Genomic DNA, 18,906 nt, shown 5'->3' on the forward strand with positions numbered 1-18,906 from the left:
AGCGACGCTGTCCCTGCAACCCTCACCCGGGCGGTGAGCGGAGAGGAACCTGTCATGCCCCTAGCCATCTTCGCCTTGACGATCGCGGCCTATGCGATCGGAACAACGGAATTTGTCATTGTCGGCCTTCTGCCAACGGTGGCGAACGACCTCCACATCACCCTGCCGCTTGCTGGCCTCATCGTCAGCGTTTACGCGCTCGGCGTCACCTTCGGCGCGCCGATCCTGACGGCGCTCACCGGCAAGATTGAAAGAAAGCCGCTGCTGCTTGGCCTGATGGCCCTGTTCATCGTCGGCAATACCGTCGCGGCCCTTTCGCTCAGCTATGAGATGTTACTCGTCGCCCGCGTGATCGCCGCCTTTGCCCATGGCGTCTTCTTCTCTGTCGGCGCGACCATTGCCGCCGATCTCGTGCCGGAAAACCGCCGCGCTTCCGCGATTGCCATGATGTTCATGGGGTTGACCGTCGCCATCGTCACCGGCGTGCCGCTCGGCACCTATATCGGTCAGGTCTTCGGCTGGCGTGCGACATTCTGGGCCGTGGCCGCTCTCGGCATCGTTGCTCTTGCCGGCATTGCCGCCCTGTTGCCGAATACGCTGAAAAAAGCCCCTCCGGCGAGCATTCTCGATCAGGTCCGTGTTCTCGGCTCCGGTCGTCTGCTCATCGTCTTCGCCATGACCGCTCTCGGTTACGGTGGCACCTTCGTCGCCTTCACCTTCCTGGCGCCGATCCTTCAGGATGTCACCGGCTTCTCCGAATCCAGCGTCAGCCTGATCCTTGTGCTCTACGGCATTGCCATCGCTGCCGGTAATATCGGCGGCGGCAAGATCGCCAACCACAACCCGGTCAAGGCGCTGATCGGCCTCTTCCTGGCGCAAGCCATCGTGTTGCTCGTCTTTTCCTTCACGGCCGTCTCGCCGGTCCTGACCCTCATCACGCTGGCAGCACTCGGCTTCCTGTCCTTTGCCAACGTCCCGGGGCTGCAGCTTTATGTCGTGCAGCTCGCCAAGGAACACCGTCCGGGTGCCGTCGATGTCGCCTCGGCGTTGAACATCGCCGCCTTCAATCTCGGCATCGCCATCGGCGCATGGCTCGGCGGTCTGGTCGTTGAATCGCCGTTGGGTCTCGTATCAACCCCGTGGGTCGGCGCCATCCTCGTCGCGGTCGCCCTGCTGCTGACCATCTGGAGCAACGCACTCGACCGCCGTGCGGCCCCCGTGCTGAAGGCCGCCTGACGTTGGCAAGTTTGGTGTGACAGCTGAATTGTCATCCATGCCCACCCTCTAAAGCTTCAACTAAAAACCAAGGAGAAACCAATGCACACTGTAACCGCCAACGGCGCCACTATTCCGGCCCTCGGCTTCGGCACCTTCCGCATACCCGGCCCCGATGTTCTCAGGATTGTTCCGCATGCGTTGAAGGTTGGCTTCCGCCATGTGGACACCGCGCAGATCTATGGCAATGAAGCGGAAGTCGGCGAAGCCATCGTCAATTCCGGTGTGGCGCGCGGCGATATCTTCCTGACCACCAAGGTCTGGGTCGAGAATTACGGGCATGACGCCTTCATCAAATCCGTTGACGAGAGCCTGAAGAAGCTGAAGACCGATTATGTCGATCTGCTTCTGCTGCACTGGCCGAATGAAGCGGTTTCGCTCGCCGAGCAGATCGGCGCGCTGAACGAGGTGAAGGAAGCCGGCAAGGTTCGCCACATCGGTGTTTCCAACTTCCATACCGAGTTGATGGCTGAATCGATCAAGCTCTCCAAGGCTCCGATCGTCACCAACCAGATAGAATACCATCCCTACATCAACCAGGACGTCGTCATCGCCGCGGCGAAGAAAGCCGGCATGTCGATCACCGGCTATTATGGTATGGCCGACGGCAAGGTCTTTAACGACGCCGTCCTTAGGGATATCGGTGCCCGACACAGCAAATCGGTCGCGCAGGTGGTGCTGCGCTGGCTCGTTCAGCAGGAGGGCGTCATTGCGCTGTCCAAGACGGTCGATGAGGCCCGCGTTGCCGAAAACTTCGCGATTTTCGATTTCGCACTCTCGGTCGATGAAATGGCCGCCATCCACGCGCTGGCCGTTCCCGGCGGCCGCATCGTCTCGCCGGACGGCCTTGCGCCGGTCTGGGACAAGGCTGCCTGATAATGGGAGGGGAGGGGCATCCTGCCTCTCCCTTCATTCGTTCAAATGCCCATTGTGGATGGAACGCGTCTTCGGCAGCTGGGGAGAGTTCGCTTCGCCTCTTGCCGGCCCTCGGAGGCGACGCAGACCTCTGATTTCTGCAACTTAAACAGCAGGCGACAAAGGCGGCAGAATTTGATAAATTACAAGTCAGCCGGTTGCGGTTTGACGCACGGATAAAGTCACCGGGCGTTCCGGTGCCGCCAGCCGGATCATGGCGCAGGAGGAGAAGTGCTATGACGGCATTCCATGTCATGGCCGGTGCGAGCGGAGAATTTACTCGCCCGGAAGTTCGCAAGATCGGCGTTGCAGATATTGTCGATGCGTTGCGGCTGGGACTTGATGACTTCAAGGAGAAGCCATCCCACTATGTCTTTCTCTGTCTTATGTATCCGATTGCCGGCGTTTTTCTGGTGATGTGGAGTTCCGGTGCAAATCTGCTGCCGTTGATTTATCCGCTGATGTCGGGTTTTGCGCTGATCGGGCCGATCGCGGCCATCGGCCTTTATGAGATCAGCAGGCGGCGCGAGCAGGGGCTGGATACCTCATGGCGCCACGCGCTGGAGGTTCGTCACTCTCCGGCCATGCCGTCGATCGTCGCGGTCGCCGTCATGCTGCTTGCGCTTTTCGCGGTCTGGCTGATTGTTGCGCAAAGCATCTATACAGCGACTTTCGATGCGGCCGGTCCCGCCTCGCTCTCGACATTTGTGTCGGATGTGATGACCACTTCGCAGGGCCTTTCCCTCATCATCTGGGGCAATCTGGCCGGTTTCGTTTTCGCGGTCATCGTGCTGGCGACAACGGTGGTGACGTTTCCGCTGCTGCTTGACCGGGATGTCGGTGCAGTCGCGGCGGTGGATGCGAGCATACGCGCCACGCTTGCCAATCCGGTTCCGGTGGCGCTTTGGGGCCTGATCGTCGCGGCATTGCTTTTCGTGGGCACGATCCCGGCCTTTATCGGCCTTGCGGTCGTCATGCCCATCCTCGGACATTCGACCTGGCACCTCTATCGAAAATTGATCGTCCCCGGTTATCCAGGCCACAAGCCTTGAATTCATAAGGAAATCTATCCGTAGATCATCCTCCTTGCCGTTGCGGCTCCCGCTCAAAGGGGGCCGTGACGGTCGGGATGGCCATGGAGAGTGCGAGGATGCCATGTGGTATCGTTTTCTTCCGATCTGTCTGCTTTTCGCCATTGCTTTCCCGATCGAGGTCGGCGCGCAGGAGGGCGATCCTGCCGCCGGGGCTACCGTTTTCAAAAAATGCGGCATTTGTCATGTCGCCGAAACGGACCAGAACAAGGTCGGTCCCTCGCTGAACGGCCTGTTCGGCAGGACCGCCGGCACACACCCGAACTTCGCCTATTCGCAGGCGATGCAGGATGCGGGCAAGACGGGTCTGGTATGGAACGAGACATCGCTGCGCGACTATCTGCACGACCCCAAGACGAAGGTGAAGGGCACGAAGATGGCCTTTGTCGGACTGAAGGACGACACCGACATCACCAATCTGATCGCCTATCTGAAGCAATATTCGAAATAGCTGGATAAAATGGGCGGGACGAGCCGCTGCCGTTACCGCAATTGCCCGGACGGCCTGTTAATGAGATAATGCTAATATGCTTCGCGACAGGCTCGTGGAGATATTCGCGGCCGGGTCAGGGAGGAGACGATGGCTGTCGTTGTGGTTCTCGTTCTGCTGGTGGTGGGATCGATCGCATTCCACCTGCTGAGCCCCTGGTGGTGGACGCCGATCGCCTCCAACTGGAGCTATATCGACAATACGATCATCATCACTTTCTGGATCACCGGTTTTGTTTTCTCGGCCATCGTTCTGTTCGTCGCCTATTGCGTGTTCCGCTTCAGGCACCGCGCCGGAAACCGGGCGGCATACCAGCCGGAAAACAGGCGTCTGGAAGCGTGGCTGGCGGGTGGCACCGGGGTCGGGGTGGCGGCAATGCTTCTGCCTGGCCTTTTCGTGTGGAACCAGTTCGTGACGGTGCCTGATGGTGCGAGCGAGGTGGAAGTCGTCGGTCAGCAATGGCAATGGAGTTTCCGGCTACCCGGAGCGGACGGTCGGCTCGGGCGGGCGGATACGCGGGCCATCACGCCGGAAAATCCGCTCGGTTTGAACAAAAACGATCCCGCCGGAATGGACGATGTCATCGTTGAAGGCGGTGAGTTGCATCTGCCTGTCGGCAGGCCGGTGAAAATGCTGCTGCGGGCGATTGATGTCGTCCATGATTTCTACGTGCCGGAGTTCCGGGCCAAGATGGACATGGTCCCCGGCTCGGTCACCTATTACTGGTTTACCCCGACGCGGACGGGAACCTTCGAGGTTCTCTGCGCGGAATTGTGCGGCGTCGGACATCCGCAGATGCGTGGCACCGTCATCGTCGATACCGAGGCTGACTATCAGGCCTGGCTGGAGCAGCAGCCGACTTTTTCGAAATTGCTGGCCTCGGTGGAAATACCGGCGGCGAGATGAGCACCATGCATACCGGAAGGAAAAGCCGTATCGGAGGGAATAGGGAGGATGGAATATGGTCGAGACTGGATCCGTTGCCGGGCAGGCCATCGAGCCCGCTGAAGTCGAGGACGTCGAGCTTTATCACCCGAAAAGCTGGTGGACGAAATATGTCTTCAGCCAGGATGCCAAGATCATCGCCATTCAATATTTCCTGACGGCCACGGCAATCGGCCTGGTTGCGCTGGTGCTGTCCTGGCTGATGCGGCTGCAGCTCGGTTTTCCCGGCTATTTCTCCTTCATCGACGCGGAACATTATTATCAGTTCATCACTATGCACGGCATGATCATGGTGATCTATCTGCTCACCGCGCTGTTTCTCGGCGGTTTCGGCAATTACCTGATCCCGCTGATGCTCGGTGCGCGCGACATGGTTTTTCCCTATGCGAACATGCTGAGCTACTGGCTCTATCTCTGCGCCGTCATCGTGCTGGTCGCGGGTTTCTTCGCGCCCGGTGGGCCGACGGGGGCCGGCTGGACGCTTTATCCGCCGCAGGCGCTGCTTTCGGGCACGCCGGGCGGGCGCGACTGGGGCATCATCCTGATGCTGTCGTCGCTGATCCTGTTCATCATCGGCTTCACCCTCGGCGGGCTGAATTACGTCGTCACCGTGTTGCAGGGGCGCACGCGCGGCATGACGCTGATGCGTATGCCGCTGACGATCTGGGGCATATTCACGGCGACCGCCATGGCGCTGCTCGCCTTCCCCGCACTCCTCGTCGCCGCCGTCATGATGTTGTTCGACCGGCTGCTCGGCACCAGCTTCTTCATGCCCTCCATCGTCGAGATGGGCGAACAGTTGAAGCAGGGGGGCGGTAGCCCCATCCTGTTCCAGCACCTGTTCTGGTTCTTCGGCCATCCGGAGGTCTATATCGTCGGGCTTCCGGCCTTCGGCATCGTCTCGGATCTCATCAGCACCCATGCGCGCAAGAATATCTTCGGTTACCGGATGATGGTCTGGGCGATCGTCATCATCGCGGCGCTGAGCTTCGTCGTCTGGGCGCATCATATGTATGTCAGCGGCATGAACCCGAACTTCGGCTTCTTTTTCGCCACCACGACGCTGATCATCGCCGTCCCGACGGCGATCAAGGTCTATAACTGGGTGCTGACGCTGTGGCGCGGCGATATCCATCTGAACCTTCCGATGCTGTTTGCGCTCGCCTTTATCGTCACCTTCATCAATGGCGGATTGACCGGTCTCTTCCTCGGTAACGTCGTGGTCGACGTGCCGCTTTCCGACACCATGTTCGTCGTCGCCCATTTCCACATGGTGATGGGGGTCGCACCGATCATGGTGATCTTCGGGGCGATCCACCATTGGTATCCGAAAGTCACGGGCCGGATGCTGAACACGGCGATGGGACATATCCATTTCTGGATCACCTTTCTCGGCGCCTATGCCATCTTCTTCCCGATGCACTATCTCGGGCTGATGGGCGTGCCACGCCGCTATTACGAGTTGGGCGAGACCGCTTTCATTCCACCATCTGCGCATACGCTGAACATGTTCATTTCCGTTGCTGCGCTGATCGTCGGCGCGGCGCAACTGCTGTTCCTGTTCAATCTCGCCTGGAGCCTGCGCTCGGGCAAACCGGCTGGCGGCAACCCATGGCGGGCGACGACTCTGGAATGGCAGACGCCGCAGACCCCGCCGGTCCACGGAAACTGGGGCAGGGACCTGCCTGTCGTTTATCGCTGGCCCTATGATTACAGCGTGCCCGGCGCGGATGAGGATTTCCTGCCGCAAAACCAGCCGGTGGCAACCGGGTCGTCCGCGAGGGCCTCGCCATGATCGCCATTCTCATTTTCATGGCAGGGATCGCCGGCATCATCGGCTGGTGGATGGCGGGACAGCGGCTGACCTCGAAACCGTGGCTGGAAGCGGGGCCGGCAGGCGACACGCCGCAGCTGCAGGGATCGCCGGTGGTGATCGCCAAACTCGGGCTCGGTGTTTTTTTGGGCGTCGTCGGTGCGTTGTTTGCGCTGCTCATCAGCGCCTATCTCGGCCGCATGGGCGGTACAGACTGGTGGGGCATCCCGATCCCCGGGCTGTTATGGGCAAACACCGTCGCGCTTGCCGCCAGCAGTCTGGCGCTGCAATGGGCGAAGGCCGAAGCCGGCGCCATTCACCGCGACAGGCTGAACGCGGCGCTTGCGACGGCTTTCGTGACGGGCCTTCTCTTCGTCGCCGGACAGTTCATGGCCTGGCGGCAACTGACCTCCGCAGGTTACGTGCTGGCGGACAATCCATCGAACAGCTTCTTCTACATGATAACAGGGCTGCACGGCCTGCATATAGCGGGTGGGCTTTTCGTGCTTGGACGCACCACAATACGCGCCCGGACCGCGCCCCTGTCGGCACGGATACGCCTCAGCGTGGAGCTGTGCGCCATCTACTGGCATTTCATGCTGATTGTCTGGCTCATCCTTTTTGCGCTTTTCGCCGGCTGGGCGAACAGTTTCGTCGATCTCTGCCGTCAATTGGTCAGTTAAGGAGTCGATCATGACCGTATCCGTGGAAAGACCTGCAAGCGATCCGCATCTGCGGCCCACGGGACTGCGCGGCGTCGCCGCCGATCTATCATCGGACCAGCGGGCGTTCAAGAACGTCTCCTGGGGCAAGGCGATGATGTGGATCTTCATCCTGAGCGACATCTTCATTTTTGGCTGTTTTCTCCTGGCCTATATGGCGGCGCGCATGTCGACCACCGTCGCCTGGCCCAATCCGAGCGAGGTCTTTGCTCTTACGATCGGCGGCAGGGAGATTCCGCTGATCCTGATCGCCGTCATGACCTTCGTTCTCATCAGCAGCAGCGGCACGATGGCCATGGCCGTCAACTTCGGATACCGCCGCGATCGCCGCAAAACCGCTGCTCTGATGGTCTTGACGGCCGCACTCGGCGCGACGTTCGTCGGAATGCAGGCCTTCGAATGGAGCAAACTGATCGCAGAGGGCGTGCGCCCATGGGAAAACCCGTGGGGTGCAGCGCAATTCGGCTCGTCCTTTTTCATGATCACCGGCTTTCACGGCACCCATGTCTCGATCGGCGTGCTGTTCCTCCTCATCATCGCGCGCAAGGTATGGCGGGGAGATTTCGATGAGGGAAGGCGCGGATTTTTCACCAGCCGGAAGGGGCACTACGAGGTCGTCGAGATCATGGGGCTCTACTGGCACTTCGTGGATCTGGTGTGGGTCTTCATCTTTGCATTCTTCTATCTGTGGTGAGTGAGGATGGCATCATGGCAGAGCAACAGACACAACAGGGACAGCAGCATCCGATAAGGCTTTACATGGTGGCCTGGGGGTTGCTTTTTGTCCTCAGCACCTTTTCCTATCTGGTCGATTATCTCGGCATTCAGAGCTATCCTCGATGGTCGCTGATCATCCTGTTCATGCTGCTGAAGGCGGGGCTCATCATCGCGATCTTCATGCATCTGGCCTGGGAACGGCTGGTCCTGATCTATGTCGTCCTGCTTCCCCCGGTCCTCGTGCTCGTCTTCGCAGCCTTGATGGCCTCGGAATCCAGCTATACCGTCTTCACCCGGCTGACCTTCATGGGCGCCGGTTCGTAGAGCCCGGCCGTTCAGGACTGGGGAAGCAGCACGCCGACGGCGAATTCCTCGTCGGTTGCCGTGTGGCCAGCCTGTGTCTTGCGATATTCGCTGGGGGTAAAGCCACGCTCGGTCCTGAGCGTGCGGGAAAGATGCGGCGCGTCACAGAAACCGGTGGCAAGCGCGATCTGGGTGATCGGGTCATGCGTCGTGCGCAGCAGTGACAGGGCGCGATCCAGCCGCAGTTCGAGATAGACCTTTGATGGTGTCGCCTTCAGGTCATTGAGGAAACGCCGTTCGAGGCTGCGGCGGCCAAGGCCAAGATCATGGGCCAGTTCCAGCACGGTTCTCGGAACCTCGATATTCTGCTGCATCCGCAGGATCGCCTTCTTCACCAGGGGATCATTGGCCTTGCGCGCGCTCTGCTGGCCGGGCTGGGGCTTTTCACCGCTCAGCGCGCTGTCGATCATCATGATGTTGAGGCTTTTGATGGCGGCGGACTGGCCGACATGGCGCTCGACAAGGAAGGCGGCCAGATGCGCGGCGCCATGGCCACCGGAACAGGTCAGCCGATCGCGGTCGATCACGAAAATCTGGTCGGAGACCATTTGCACCGTATCGAAACGATCAAGAAAATCCTGGCGATGGAACCAGCTCACGCAGCAGCGATAGCCGTCGAGCAGGCCGGCCTCGTGCAGGATGAAAACGCCGGTGCAAAGCCCGACAATCGGAATACCCGCCGCTGCGCGATCCTTCAGGAAACGCAGCGCTTCCGGCGGCAGGGCGCTGTGGTCGCTGATCAACCCGCCGACAACGACGATATAATCGTAGTGCCCGGCATCGATCAGTCGCGTATCCGGCTGCACTTTCACGCCGCAGCTCGACTGCACGCTGCCGAGCGTTGCCGAGAGCACCGACCATTCGCACAGGATCGGCCGGGAGCGGTCGGCCTCGTCGGCGGCAAGACGCAGCACATCGACGAAATTCGCGAAGGCCGAAAGCGTGAAGCGATCGGCAAGCAGGAAGGCGACGCTGAGGCGTTTTCTGGTTCTGTGCGAGGTCATGGCGCAAATATTCATGCAAACAGACGCGATTGTCCAGCCGGGGTGCGACAAATGCTCCTAGCTTTTGAGACACGAGATTTTCCAACCATCGGGTCCCGCTATGACGCGTTTTAATGCCTTCAATCTTTTGAAGAACGCCCTGACCGGCCACAAGAACTGGGACGAGCAATGGCCCGACAGCCAGCCGAAAGCCGAATATGACGTGGTCATCGTCGGTGCCGGCGGCCATGGTCTGGGTGCGGCCTATTATCTGGCCAGTCAGCACGGCATCACCAATGTCGCCGTCATCGATAAGGGCTGGCTCGGCGGCGGCAATACCGGCCGCAACACCACCATCATCCGTTCCAACTATCTCTATGACGAAAGCGCCCGTCTTTATGACCACGCCGTCGATCTCTGGGAAAATCTCAGCCAGGAACTGAACTACAACGTCATGTATTCCCGGCGCGGTGTGCTGATGCTGGCGCATAATGTCCACGATGTGCAGAGCTTCAAACGCCATATCCATTCCAACCGCCTGAACGGCGTCGACAATCGCTGGCTCAGCCCGGAAGAATGCAAGGAATATTGCCCGCCCTTGAGCCTTTCGCCGAATGCCCGTTACCCTGTCATGGGCGGCGCATTGCAGGAGCGTGCGGGCACGGCGCGCCACGACGCGGTCGCCTGGGGTTATGCGCGCGGTGCCGCCGCCCGCGGCGTCGATATCATCCAGAACTGCCCGGTCACCGCCATTCGCCGTAACGCCGACGGCTCGGTCGCCGGTGTGGAAACGGCGCGCGGCTTCATCAAGGCGAAGAAGGTCGCGGTCTCGGCCGCCGGTCACACATCTGTCGTCATGGATACGGCCGGCGTCCGCCTGCCGCTCGAAAGCTATCCGCTGCAGGCGCTGGTGTCGGAGCCGATCAAGCCGATCTTCCCCTGCGTGGTCATGTCCAATGCGGTCCACGCCTATATCAGCCAGTCCGACAAGGGCGAGCTGGTGATCGGTTCGGGCACGGACCAGTACACCTCCTATTCGCAGCGCGGCGGCCTGCCGCTGATCGAGCATACGATCGCGGCCATCGTCGAAATCTTCCCGATCTTCAATCGCATGCGGATGCTGCGCAAATGGGGCGGCATCGTTGATGTCACGCCGGATCGTTCGGCCATTCTCGGCAAGACGCCGGTCGACGGGCTTTATGTTAATTGCGGCTGGGGCACGGGCGGTTTCAAGGCCACGCCGGGCGCTGCCCATACCTTCGCCTGGACCATCGCCAAAAACGAACCGCACCCGATCAACGCGCCATTCACGCTGGAACGCTTCCGCTCCGGCCGCCTGATCGACGAGGCCGCCGCCGCCGCCGTGGCGCATTGAGGAGCTGACCCATGCTTTTGATCCGTTGCCCCTATTGCAACGAAACGCTGCCCGAAGCCGAATTCACCTATGCCGGACAGGCGCATATCGTCCGCGCCGCTGACCCCTCGTCGCAGACCGATGAACAATGGGAGGAATTCCTGTTCATCCGCGAAAACGTCAAAGGTCCGCATTTCGAGCGCTGGCGGCACCTGCATGGCTGCGGCCGCTTCTTCAACGCCGTGCGCGACACGGTGAGCGATCGGTTCCTCACGACCTATCGCGCGGGTGAGCCGCGCCCTGAACTGTCTTCCCTGACACGCGCACCAGTAAGCTCCGAGGTGTCGAAATGAATTCCTATCGCGTTTCCGGCCGTGGCCGGGTGGATGCTGCCCGTTCCGTGAGCTTCACCTTCGACGGCAAGACCTATCGCGGCGTCAAGGGCGACACCGTCGCTTCCGCGCTTCTCGCCAATGGCGTGCATCTGATGGGCCGCTCGTTCAAATACCACCGCCCGCGCGGCCCGGTGGCGGCGGGTTCCGAGGAGCCGAATGCGCTGATCGGCACCCGCCGTAGCGCCGGTCGGTTCGAGCCGAATACCCGCGCTACGGTGCAGGAAATCTGGAACGGGCTGGAAACCACCTCGCAGAATAAATATCCGAGCCTGAAATTCGATATCGGCGCTGTTAACGACATGGCCTATATGCTGTTTTCGGCCGGCTTCTACTACAAGACCTTCATGTGGCCGAAGAGCTTCTGGAACAAGGTCTATGAGCCTTTCATCCGCGCAGCCGCGGGCCTTGGCGTCTCCCCCAAGGAAGAAGACCCTGATACCTACGCCTCGCGCAACCTGCATTGCGACGTGCTGATCGTCGGTGCCGGTCCTGCCGGTATCGCCGCCGCGCGTGCGGCGGCGGTCGATGGTCTCAAGGTCGTGCTGGTCGATGAAAATGCCGAAGCCGGCGGCACGCTGCTGTCTGAACCCCAGGCGAAGATTGACGGCAAGCCCGCATGGACCTGGCTGGCGGATGAATTGAAGGCCCTGAAGGATCAGGGCGTCAAGGTGATGACGCGCACGACGGCGATTGCCTATTACCACCAGAACATGATCGGCCTTTGCGAAAAGCTGACCGACCATCTTGAAACCGTGCCGAAGGATACGCCGCGTGAACGCCTGTGGCGGGTTCGGGCGCGTCAGGTGGTGCTGGCGCAGGGCGCGCTGGAAAAGCCGCTGGTTTTCCACGGCAACGACCGGCCGGGCGTGATGCTCGCAGGCGCGGCCCAGACCTATCTCAACCGTTACGGCGTCAAGGTCGGCAACCGCCCGGTGGTGGCGACGAGCCATGACAGCGCCTGGTATGCCGCTTTCGATCTTCACGGCGCCGGCGCGCGCGTGCAGGCCATTGTCGACACCCGCGCCAAGGTGCGCGAGGAGCTGGTGAACGAGGCGCGTGCGCTCGGTATTCCGGTCAAGCTGTCGCATACGGTCACGGCGACGTCGGGGCGGCTGCGCGTCAAGTCGGTCCGCGTCAATCCGGTGAATGCTTCCACGGTCGCTGCGGGACAGGTTATTGCCTGCGACGCGGTGCTGATGTCGGGCGGCTGGACGCCGTCGCTGCATCTCTTCTCCCACACGCAGGGCAAGCTTGCCTGGGACGACGAGCGGACGACCTTCCTGCCCGCCCTTACAAATGAAGATTGCGTGATTGCGGGCGCCGGACGCGGGCTCTGGGGCATCGGGGCCGCGCTGAAGGACGGTGCGGAGCGGGGTCGCGAAGTTGTCGCAGCCCTCGGCAAGATCACCAGCGTTTCCAGCCATGCGGTGGATCATGATCGTATCGGCAGCGGTGTCTCGCATACCGAGCTTCCGAGTGACCGCGACGCCGGCAAGGCCAAGGCTTTCGTCGATTACCAGAATGATGTGACTGCCAAGGACCTGCGGCTCGCCGTGCGCGAGGGCATGCGCTCCATCGAGCATGTCAAGCGTTATACGACCAATGGCATGGCCACCGATCAGGGCAAGATGTCGAACATCAACGGCCTCAATATCGCGGCGGAAGCGCTTGGCAAACCCCAGCCGCAGGTGGGGCTGACCACCTTCCGCCCGCCTTATACGCCAACGACCTTCGGTGCTTTCGCGGGCTATCACCGCGGCGAGCATTTCGAGGTGACGCGCAAGACACAGATCGACAGCTGGGCTAAGGAGCATGGCGCGGTCTATGAACCTGTCGGGCAATGGCGTCGCGCCTGGTATTTCCCGAAGCCTGGCGAAGACATGGATGCGGCCGTCGGCCGCGAATGCCGGGCGGTGCGCCAGAGCGTCGGCATTTTCGACGCCTCGACGCTCGGCAAGATCGAGGTGGTCGGCCCCGACGCGGTTGAGTTCATGAACCGCATGTATACCAATCCCTGGACGAAGCTCGCCGCCGGCCGTTGCCGTTACGGCCTGCTGCTCGGCGATGACGGCTTCATCCGTGATGATGGCGTTATCGGCCGCATGACCGAGGACCGTTTCCATGTCACCACCACGACAGGCGGTGCCGCCCGCGTGCTGAACATGATGGAGGATTACCTCCAGACCGAATGGCCTGATCTCAATGTCTGGCTGACCTCGACCACCGAGCAATGGTCCACCATTGCGCTGAACGGCCCGAATGCGGCAAAGCTGCTCGCGCCGCTGGTGGAAGGCGTCGAGCTGACGGAAGAGGCCTTCCCGCACATGTCCTGCGTGGAATGCACCGTGGCAGGCATGCCGGCGCGGCTTTTCCGCGTCAGCTTCACCGGCGAGATCGGTTTCGAGGTCAATGTGCCAGCACCTCTCGGCCGCAAGCTCTGGGAAATCCTGTGGGAGGCTGGCCAGCAATACGACATCACCGCCTATGGCACGGAAACCATGCATGTGCTGCGCGCCGAAAAGGGTTACATCATCGTTGGTCAGGATACTGACGGCACGGTGACGCCCTATGACGCCGCGATGGGCTGGGCCGTGGGCAAGAACAAGCCCGATTTCGTCGGCAAGCGCGGCCTTGCCCGCCCCGATCTCGTCGCCAAGGGCCGCCGCCACCTCGTCGGTCTTCTGACGGAAGACCGCTCGAAGCTGGAAGAGGGCGCGCAGATCGTCTTTGATGCGAAACAGCCGGTCCCGATGAAGATGGTGGGGCATGTAACCTCCTCCTATCATTCGGATGCGGCCGGCCAGCCGATTGCGCTGGCGCTGGTGGAAGGTGGGCACGAGCGTATGGGCGAGACCGTCTATATTCCCATGCTGGACCGTACCATTGCCGCGAAAATCACCGGGATGGTCTTTGTCGATCCTGAAAACACCCGCCTGAAAATCTGACCCGGAGATGACAATGAACATGCGCGTTTCCTCCCCCGTTCCCGGCACGCTGGCCGAGAGCAAAGCAGCCCGGGTCAGCATCTTGGCCGCGCAGGCGCGGCTGTCGCTGCGCGCGCGCGGCGATCTGGCGCCGCTCAGTGCCGCCCTTGGCCTGAGCTTGCCCGACCGGATCGGCACCCGCGCCGCTTCAGGTGAAACCGAGACCCTGCGACTGGGCCCGGATGAATGGACCATCCTTGCGCCGATTAGCGAAATCGACCGGCTGGTCGCCGCCTGCGCGGGCGTTTATGCCAGCAATCCACACAGTCTCGTTGATATTTCCGGGCGCGAAGTCACGCTGCTGATCGAGGGTCCGCAGGCCGCCGAATTGCTGACGCTGGGCTGTGCCCGCGATATCGAGACGATTGCCGTCGGCGAGGGACGCCGGACGATTTTCGACGGTGTGACCGTGGTGCTGTGGCGTGATGCGGAGAACCGTTTCCGCATGGATGTCTGGAACAGCTTCGTATCGCATCTTGGCCATTTGCTTGAAACCGGCTGCAAGGAACTTGCGGCCGACATCGTCTGATCTTGGAGGAGAAAACCATGCTCAACCGCCTGTCACACAATACCGTTTCGGACACGGTGATCGCTGATGCCATCGCCGAGGAACTCGACCGCCAGAAGACGCAGATCGAGTTGATCGCCTCGGAAAACATCGTTTCCGCCGATGTTCTGGCGGCACAGGGCTCGGTGCTGACCAACAAATATGCCGAGGGTTACCCCGGCAAGCGTTATTATGGCGGCTGCGAATTTGTCGACAAGGTCGAGGCGGTCGCCATCGAGCGGCTGAAGCAGCTTTTCGGCGCGGAATTCGCCAATGTGCAGCCGCACTCCGGCGCGCAGGCCAACCAGGCGGTGTTTCTGGCGCTGCTGCAGCCGGGCGACCGCATCATGGGCCTCTCGCTTGCCCATGGCGGCCACCTGACCCACGGTTCGCCGGTGACGATGTCGGGCAAGTGGTTCGATGTCGTTTCTTATGAGGTTGATGCCGAGACGCATCTGATCGACATGGAAAAGGTGCGGGAAAAGGCGCTGGAAACGAAGCCGAAGCTGATCGTGGCCGGCGCATCTGCCTATCCGCGCCAGATCGATTTTGCCGGCTTCCGCGAGATCGCCGATGAAGTCGGCGCCTATCTGATGGTCGATATGGCCCATTATGCCGGCCTGATCGCCGGCGGCAAATATCCGAACCCGGTGCCGCATGCGCATGTCGTCACCTCGACAACCCACAAGACATTGCGCGGCCCGCGGGGCGGCGTGATCCTGACCAATGACGCCGATCTCGCCAAGAAGCTGAACTCGGCCGTCTTCCCCGGTAATCAGGGCGGCCCGCTGATGCATGTCATCGCCGCCAAGGCCGTGGCTTTCGGTGAGGCGCTGCGCCCGGAATTTTCCGATTACGCCGGTCAGGTCATCGCGAATGCACAGGCGCTGGCAAAGGTGTTGACAGATGGTGGTCTCGGTATCGTCTCGGGCGGAACCGACAGCCATATGGTGCTGGTCGATCTGCGCCCGAAGGGCGTCACGGGCAAGATTGCCGAAATCGCGCTGGAACGGGCGGGACTTACCTGCAACAAGAACTCCATTCCTAATGACCCGGAAAAGCCGTTCGTCACCTCGGGCATCCGGCTCGGCAGCTCGGCCGGCACCACGCGCGGTTTCGGCGTGGCCGAGTTCGAAAAGATCGGCGTGCTGATCCTGCGTGTCATCGACGCGCTGGCGGCGAATGCCGAGGGCGACATCGCGGTAGAGGCCGAGGTGCGGGGAGAGGTTGCCGCGCTTTGCGAGGCGTTCCCGATCTACGTCTCGTAAATCACTCTGCCGGTCCTGGATATATTCGGGACCGGCATCCAAGATCGCAGCCGGGCGGTTGATGGACGATCAATCCGTGCGTTCATCAGTCAGGGGAGCAGGATTTGAACACCTATATCATGAAAGTCTCATGCCCGGCCCGCAGCGGCATCGTCGCCGCCGTCTCCGGTTATCTCGCCAAGTCCGGCTGCAATATCAACGACAGTTCGCAATTCACCGATCAGGAGACCGGCCGGTTTTTCATGCGGCTGAGCTTTGTTTCCGAGCAGGGATCGGGACGGGAAGCGCTGCTGGACGGGTTCGGTCCTGTCGCGGCCGATTTCGATATGGATTATGACATTCACGATCTTTCGCAAAAAAAGAAGGTCGTGATCATGGTCTCGCGCTTTGGCCATTGCCTGAACGATCTGCTTTATCGCTCCCGCATCGGCGCGCTGCCGGTAGAGATCGTCGCGGTGATCTCCAATCACCTCGATTACCAGAAGCAGGTGGTGAACGAGGATATTCCTTTCCATCACATCCGTGTCACGCCGGAAACCAAGCCCGAGGCGGAAGGGGCGATCCTGCAGGTGGTGCGGGATACGGGCGCCGAACTCGTGGTGCTGGCGCGCTACATGCAGGTTTTGTCGGACCGGCTGTGTCAGGAGATGTCGGGTCGCATCATCAATATCCATCACTCCTTCCTGCCGTCTTTCAAGGGTGCCAACCCTTACAAGCAGGCCTATGAACGCGGGGTGAGACTGATCGGCGCGACCGCCCATTATGTCACCGCCGATCTCGATGAAGGGCCGATCATCGAGCAGGATACGATCCGCGTCACCCATGCCCAGAGCGCGATGGATTATGTGAGCCTGGGACGCGATGTGGAAAGCCAGGTTCTGGCGCGCGCCATCCACGCTCATATTCATCAGCGGGTCTTCCTGAACGGAAACAGGACAGTCGTCTTCCCCGCATCACCCGGGGAACATGTATCCGAGCGAATGGGCTGATCCCGCAGTCTCAGCCCATTCAATTCCGGTTTGTCTGAAGAGGTTATTCTTATTCCGCAGGCTGCTGTACGGCAGGTGCCGAGCCCGAATCCCGTGTTTCTCCCGACAGGCTACGCTGACCGAGCCCGATGATGGCGACTGTGGTCAGGCTCGCGACAACCGATACCCAGAAACCGTTATCCGCGCCGAAATTGTCGATCACCCAGCCGGAGATGAAAGCGCCGAACGCCATGCCGATGCCAATGCCGGTCATGACCCAGGTGACACCCTCCGTCAGCATCGATTCCGGCACGCGGCGCTCGATCAGGCCGAATGAGGTGATGAAGACGGGGGAGATTGCCACGCCGCTTAGGAAGACGGCAAAGGCGAGCAGGGCAACGCTGGTATTGGCGACGAGGAGCGGCAGCGCGGTGAGCGCAAGCACGCTGACGGCAATCAGCAATTGGCGCTGCAGCGGCATTTTCGGATTGATCGCACCGAGAATGAGGCCGACCACGAAGGAGCCGATGGCATAAACGCCGATGACGAGGCTGGCGGCTTCCGGCTGGCCAAGCTCCTTGGTGATCGCGACGGCGCTCACCTCGGCCGTGGCGAAAGTCGAGCCGACGAAGATCAGGGCGAGCGTGATGATCTGGACCGGGCGCAGGAATATGGCCGAACGCTGCCGGTGTCCGCTTTCCACCGGCCGCACTTTCGGTTCGGTCGCGCGTTGCAGCAGGAAGGCAAAGGTGCCGAGCGCCAGGAAGGTGGTGCTGATCATCATGCCGGCTTCCGGAAAGAGCGAAACCGCAAGGCCGACGGATAGCGATGCACCGGCGATATAAACAAGCTCGTCTGCGGCGGATTCAAAGGCGAAGGCCGTATTGAGTTCCGGCCGGTCGCGGAAGATTTCCGTCCAGCGGGCGCGCATCATCGCGGGAATGCTCGGCATGGCGGCGGCAAGGAACGCGGACAGGAACAATGTCCAGGCCGGCCATCTCTGATTTGTCGCGATGATCAGCGCCGCAAAGGCGATGACCGAGACGATGGTGGCGGGGATGAGGATGCGGCTTTGCCCCTTGCGATCCACCAGCCGGGAGATTTGTGGTGCCGCAGCGGCATTGGTCAAGGCGAAGGTGGCCGAAACGGCGCCGGCCAGCCAATATTCCCCGTGGGTCTGCGACAGCATGGCGACGATACCGATCGGGGCCATGGCGATGGGAAGGCGGGCGAAGAAACCCGCAGCGGAAAAGCCTTTTGCACCTGGAGCGCGGAAAATTTCTCTGTATGGATTAGACATCGGAGTGCACCTTGTTCAACGGGTGTCCACCACATACATACGTGGCGTATGTAAATGAGATAATTGCATACGGAGCATATGTCAACTAATATACGCTTCGTATGTGAAGATTGGAGAAAAGAGTGCGCAAACCTCGCAGTGAAATGATTGCCGAGACGCGGGCGAAGCTTCTGGCTGCCGGCCGTAAGGCTTTTGGCAGCGTCGGTTATGCGGAAGCCTCGATGGACGACTTCACCGCCGGGGCAGGTCTCACGCGCGGCGCGCTCTATCACCATTTTGGCGATAAAAAGGGCCTGCTGATGGCCGTTGTGGCCGAGATCGACGCGGAGATGACAAAGAGGCTTTGCGACATTTCGTCTAGTGCTGAGACCCCGTGGGAGGGTTTTGTCGAAGAGAATGTCGGTTATGTACGCATGGCTCTTGAACCGGAAATCCAGCGGATCATGTTTCGCGACGGGCCGGCGGTGCTCGGCGATCCATCCCGCTGGCCAAATGCCAATGGCTGCATCTCGGCCGTTGCGCGCAGCCTCAGCGCGCTGAAGGAAGAGGGCACAATCGGCGACATCGATCCGGAGGCATGTGCCCGCTTCATCAATGCGGCGAGCAGTAGCGCCGCCCAGTGGATCGCAAATTCCGACGACCCCGAAACGACCTCGAAACGCGCGGTGAAGAGTTTCCGGACTTTTCTGGAGGGACTGCGGATCAAAGGCTGATCCTAGGTACGAGGCCTCCGAATTCCTGCAACGCACAATATGGCTGGCTGCAAGTCATGCAAC

At 60.9% G+C, this 18,906-nt stretch carries 18 protein-coding genes; 16 read left to right on the forward strand and 2 right to left on the reverse strand.

Features of this window, described 5'->3' with window-relative positions; genetic code table 11:
* The first annotated feature begins 54 nt into the window (after positions 1-54).
* The 9 genes from CFBP5499_RS23220 to CFBP5499_RS23260 all read left to right on the forward strand — a co-directional run bounded on the left by CFBP5499_RS23220 (position 55) and on the right by CFBP5499_RS23260 (position 8,292).
* Complete coding sequence (locus CFBP5499_RS23220; protein WP_080827934.1) at positions 55-1,236, forward strand: MFS transporter; 1,182 nt, start codon at positions 55-57, stop codon at positions 1,234-1,236.
* Between the two features lie 81 nt (positions 1,237-1,317).
* A complete protein-coding gene (locus CFBP5499_RS23225) occupies positions 1,318-2,151 on the forward strand; it encodes an aldo/keto reductase (RefSeq protein WP_080827933.1) in 834 nt (277 codons plus the stop codon).
* Between the two features lie 275 nt (positions 2,152-2,426).
* Complete coding sequence (locus tag CFBP5499_RS23230; RefSeq protein ID WP_080827932.1) at positions 2,427-3,242, forward strand: DUF2189 domain-containing protein; 816 nt, start codon at positions 2,427-2,429, stop codon at positions 3,240-3,242.
* A 103-nt stretch (positions 3,243-3,345) separates the two neighbouring features.
* Positions 3,346-3,732, forward strand: a complete 387-nt coding sequence (locus CFBP5499_RS23235; RefSeq protein ID WP_080827931.1) for a c-type cytochrome — start codon at positions 3,346-3,348, stop codon at positions 3,730-3,732.
* Positions 3,733-3,861: 129 nt separating this feature from the next.
* Entirely contained in the window at positions 3,862-4,677 is an 816-nt protein-coding gene (locus CFBP5499_RS23240) for a cytochrome c oxidase subunit II (protein ID WP_080827930.1), read from the forward strand.
* 55 nt (positions 4,678-4,732) lie between these two features.
* The gene (locus CFBP5499_RS23245) at positions 4,733-6,511 is read left to right on the forward strand and encodes a cytochrome c oxidase subunit I (RefSeq protein WP_080827929.1); all 1,779 of its coding nucleotides are present in this window, start codon (positions 4,733-4,735) and stop codon (positions 6,509-6,511) included.
* Positions 6,508-7,212 carry a cytochrome c oxidase subunit 3 gene (locus CFBP5499_RS23250; protein WP_080827928.1) on the forward strand — a complete coding sequence of 235 codons (705 nt, stop codon included), beginning with the start codon at positions 6,508-6,510 and terminating at the stop codon, positions 7,210-7,212. The genes CFBP5499_RS23245 and CFBP5499_RS23250 overlap by 4 nt, the downstream gene beginning before the upstream one ends.
* Positions 7,213-7,222: 10 nt before the next feature.
* Complete coding sequence (locus tag CFBP5499_RS23255; protein WP_080827927.1) at positions 7,223-7,945, forward strand: heme-copper oxidase subunit III family protein; 723 nt, start codon at positions 7,223-7,225, stop codon at positions 7,943-7,945.
* 14 nt (positions 7,946-7,959) lie between these two features.
* The gene (locus CFBP5499_RS23260; protein ID WP_080827926.1) at positions 7,960-8,292 is read left to right on the forward strand and encodes a cytochrome C oxidase subunit IV family protein; all 333 of its coding nucleotides are present in this window, start codon (positions 7,960-7,962) and stop codon (positions 8,290-8,292) included.
* Between the two features lie 11 nt (positions 8,293-8,303).
* On the opposite strand, the gene CFBP5499_RS23265 is transcribed toward CFBP5499_RS23260, so the two are convergent.
* Entirely contained in the window at positions 8,304-9,350 is a 1,047-nt protein-coding gene (locus tag CFBP5499_RS23265) for a GlxA family transcriptional regulator (RefSeq protein WP_175416859.1), read from the reverse strand.
* A gap of 85 nt (positions 9,351-9,435) precedes the next feature.
* Between CFBP5499_RS23265 and CFBP5499_RS23270 the strand changes: the two genes are divergently transcribed.
* From CFBP5499_RS23270 to purU, 6 genes are all read left to right on the forward strand, one after another.
* Complete coding sequence (locus tag CFBP5499_RS23270; protein WP_080827924.1) at positions 9,436-10,689, forward strand: sarcosine oxidase subunit beta family protein; 1,254 nt, start codon at positions 9,436-9,438, stop codon at positions 10,687-10,689.
* Between the two features lie 11 nt (positions 10,690-10,700).
* Positions 10,701-11,021 carry a sarcosine oxidase subunit delta gene (locus CFBP5499_RS23275; RefSeq protein ID WP_080827923.1) on the forward strand — a complete coding sequence of 107 codons (321 nt, stop codon included), beginning with the start codon at positions 10,701-10,703 and terminating at the stop codon, positions 11,019-11,021.
* The gene (locus CFBP5499_RS23280; RefSeq protein WP_080827922.1) at positions 11,018-14,008 is read left to right on the forward strand and encodes a sarcosine oxidase subunit alpha; all 2,991 of its coding nucleotides are present in this window, start codon (positions 11,018-11,020) and stop codon (positions 14,006-14,008) included. The genes CFBP5499_RS23275 and CFBP5499_RS23280 overlap by 4 nt, the downstream gene beginning before the upstream one ends.
* 13 nt (positions 14,009-14,021) lie before the next feature.
* Positions 14,022-14,576 carry a sarcosine oxidase subunit gamma family protein gene (soxG, locus tag CFBP5499_RS23285; RefSeq protein WP_175416860.1) on the forward strand — a complete coding sequence of 185 codons (555 nt, stop codon included), beginning with the start codon at positions 14,022-14,024 and terminating at the stop codon, positions 14,574-14,576.
* Positions 14,577-14,593: 17 nt separating this feature from the next.
* Positions 14,594-15,862 carry a serine hydroxymethyltransferase gene (glyA, locus tag CFBP5499_RS23290; protein ID WP_080827920.1) on the forward strand — a complete coding sequence of 423 codons (1,269 nt, stop codon included), beginning with the start codon at positions 14,594-14,596 and terminating at the stop codon, positions 15,860-15,862.
* A 119-nt stretch (positions 15,863-15,981) separates the two neighbouring features.
* Entirely contained in the window at positions 15,982-16,851 is an 870-nt protein-coding gene (purU, locus tag CFBP5499_RS23295; RefSeq protein ID WP_420043089.1) for a formyltetrahydrofolate deformylase, read from the forward strand.
* 49 nt (positions 16,852-16,900) lie between these two features.
* Here purU and CFBP5499_RS23300 read toward each other — a convergent pair whose 3' ends face one another.
* Positions 16,901-18,130: an MFS transporter gene (locus tag CFBP5499_RS23300; protein ID WP_080827919.1), complete on the reverse strand. Its 1,230-nt coding sequence runs from the start codon at positions 18,128-18,130 to the stop codon at positions 16,901-16,903.
* A gap of 122 nt (positions 18,131-18,252) precedes the next feature.
* On the opposite strand from CFBP5499_RS23300, the gene CFBP5499_RS23305 reads away from it, so the two are divergent.
* Positions 18,253-18,843: a TetR/AcrR family transcriptional regulator gene (locus CFBP5499_RS23305; protein ID WP_175416861.1), complete on the forward strand. Its 591-nt coding sequence runs from the start codon at positions 18,253-18,255 to the stop codon at positions 18,841-18,843.
* The last annotated feature ends 63 nt before the right edge of the window (positions 18,844-18,906 follow it).

This window comes from Agrobacterium tumefaciens, from assembly GCF_005221325.1.
Lineage (GTDB): Bacteria > Pseudomonadota > Alphaproteobacteria > Rhizobiales > Rhizobiaceae > Agrobacterium.

What these genes read in the sequence shown, in the direction of transcription:
- CFBP5499_RS23220 (WP_080827934.1), top strand. Translation starts at nt 55, where the DNA reads ATGCCCCTAGCCATCTTCGCCTTGACGATCGCGGCCTATGCGATCGGA.
- CFBP5499_RS23275 (WP_080827923.1), top strand. Translation starts at nt 10,701, where the DNA reads ATGCTTTTGATCCGTTGCCCCTATTGCAACGAAACGCTGCCCGAAGCC.
- CFBP5499_RS23250 (WP_080827928.1), top strand. Translation starts at nt 6,508, where the DNA reads ATGATCGCCATTCTCATTTTCATGGCAGGGATCGCCGGCATCATCGGC.
- soxG (WP_175416860.1), top strand. Translation starts at nt 14,022, where the DNA reads ATGAACATGCGCGTTTCCTCCCCCGTTCCCGGCACGCTGGCCGAGAGC.
- purU (WP_420043089.1), top strand. Translation starts at nt 15,982, where the DNA reads ATGAAAGTCTCATGCCCGGCCCGCAGCGGCATCGTCGCCGCCGTCTCC.
- CFBP5499_RS23260 (WP_080827926.1), top strand. Translation starts at nt 7,960, where the DNA reads ATGGCAGAGCAACAGACACAACAGGGACAGCAGCATCCGATAAGGCTT.
- CFBP5499_RS23230 (WP_080827932.1), top strand. Translation starts at nt 2,427, where the DNA reads ATGACGGCATTCCATGTCATGGCCGGTGCGAGCGGAGAATTTACTCGC.
- CFBP5499_RS23225 (WP_080827933.1), top strand. Translation starts at nt 1,318, where the DNA reads ATGCACACTGTAACCGCCAACGGCGCCACTATTCCGGCCCTCGGCTTC.
- CFBP5499_RS23265 (WP_175416859.1), bottom strand. Translation starts at nt 9,350, where the DNA reads ATGAATATTTGCGCCATGACCTCGCACAGAACCAGAAAACGCCTCAGC.
- CFBP5499_RS23240 (WP_080827930.1), top strand. Translation starts at nt 3,862, where the DNA reads ATGGCTGTCGTTGTGGTTCTCGTTCTGCTGGTGGTGGGATCGATCGCA.
- CFBP5499_RS23280 (WP_080827922.1), top strand. Translation starts at nt 11,018, where the DNA reads ATGAATTCCTATCGCGTTTCCGGCCGTGGCCGGGTGGATGCTGCCCGT.
- CFBP5499_RS23235 (WP_080827931.1), top strand. Translation starts at nt 3,346, where the DNA reads ATGTGGTATCGTTTTCTTCCGATCTGTCTGCTTTTCGCCATTGCTTTC.
- CFBP5499_RS23300 (WP_080827919.1), bottom strand. Translation starts at nt 18,130, where the DNA reads ATGTCTAATCCATACAGAGAAATTTTCCGCGCTCCAGGTGCAAAAGGC.
- CFBP5499_RS23245 (WP_080827929.1), top strand. Translation starts at nt 4,733, where the DNA reads ATGGTCGAGACTGGATCCGTTGCCGGGCAGGCCATCGAGCCCGCTGAA.
- CFBP5499_RS23255 (WP_080827927.1), top strand. Translation starts at nt 7,223, where the DNA reads ATGACCGTATCCGTGGAAAGACCTGCAAGCGATCCGCATCTGCGGCCC.
- glyA (WP_080827920.1), top strand. Translation starts at nt 14,594, where the DNA reads ATGCTCAACCGCCTGTCACACAATACCGTTTCGGACACGGTGATCGCT.
- CFBP5499_RS23270 (WP_080827924.1), top strand. Translation starts at nt 9,436, where the DNA reads ATGACGCGTTTTAATGCCTTCAATCTTTTGAAGAACGCCCTGACCGGC.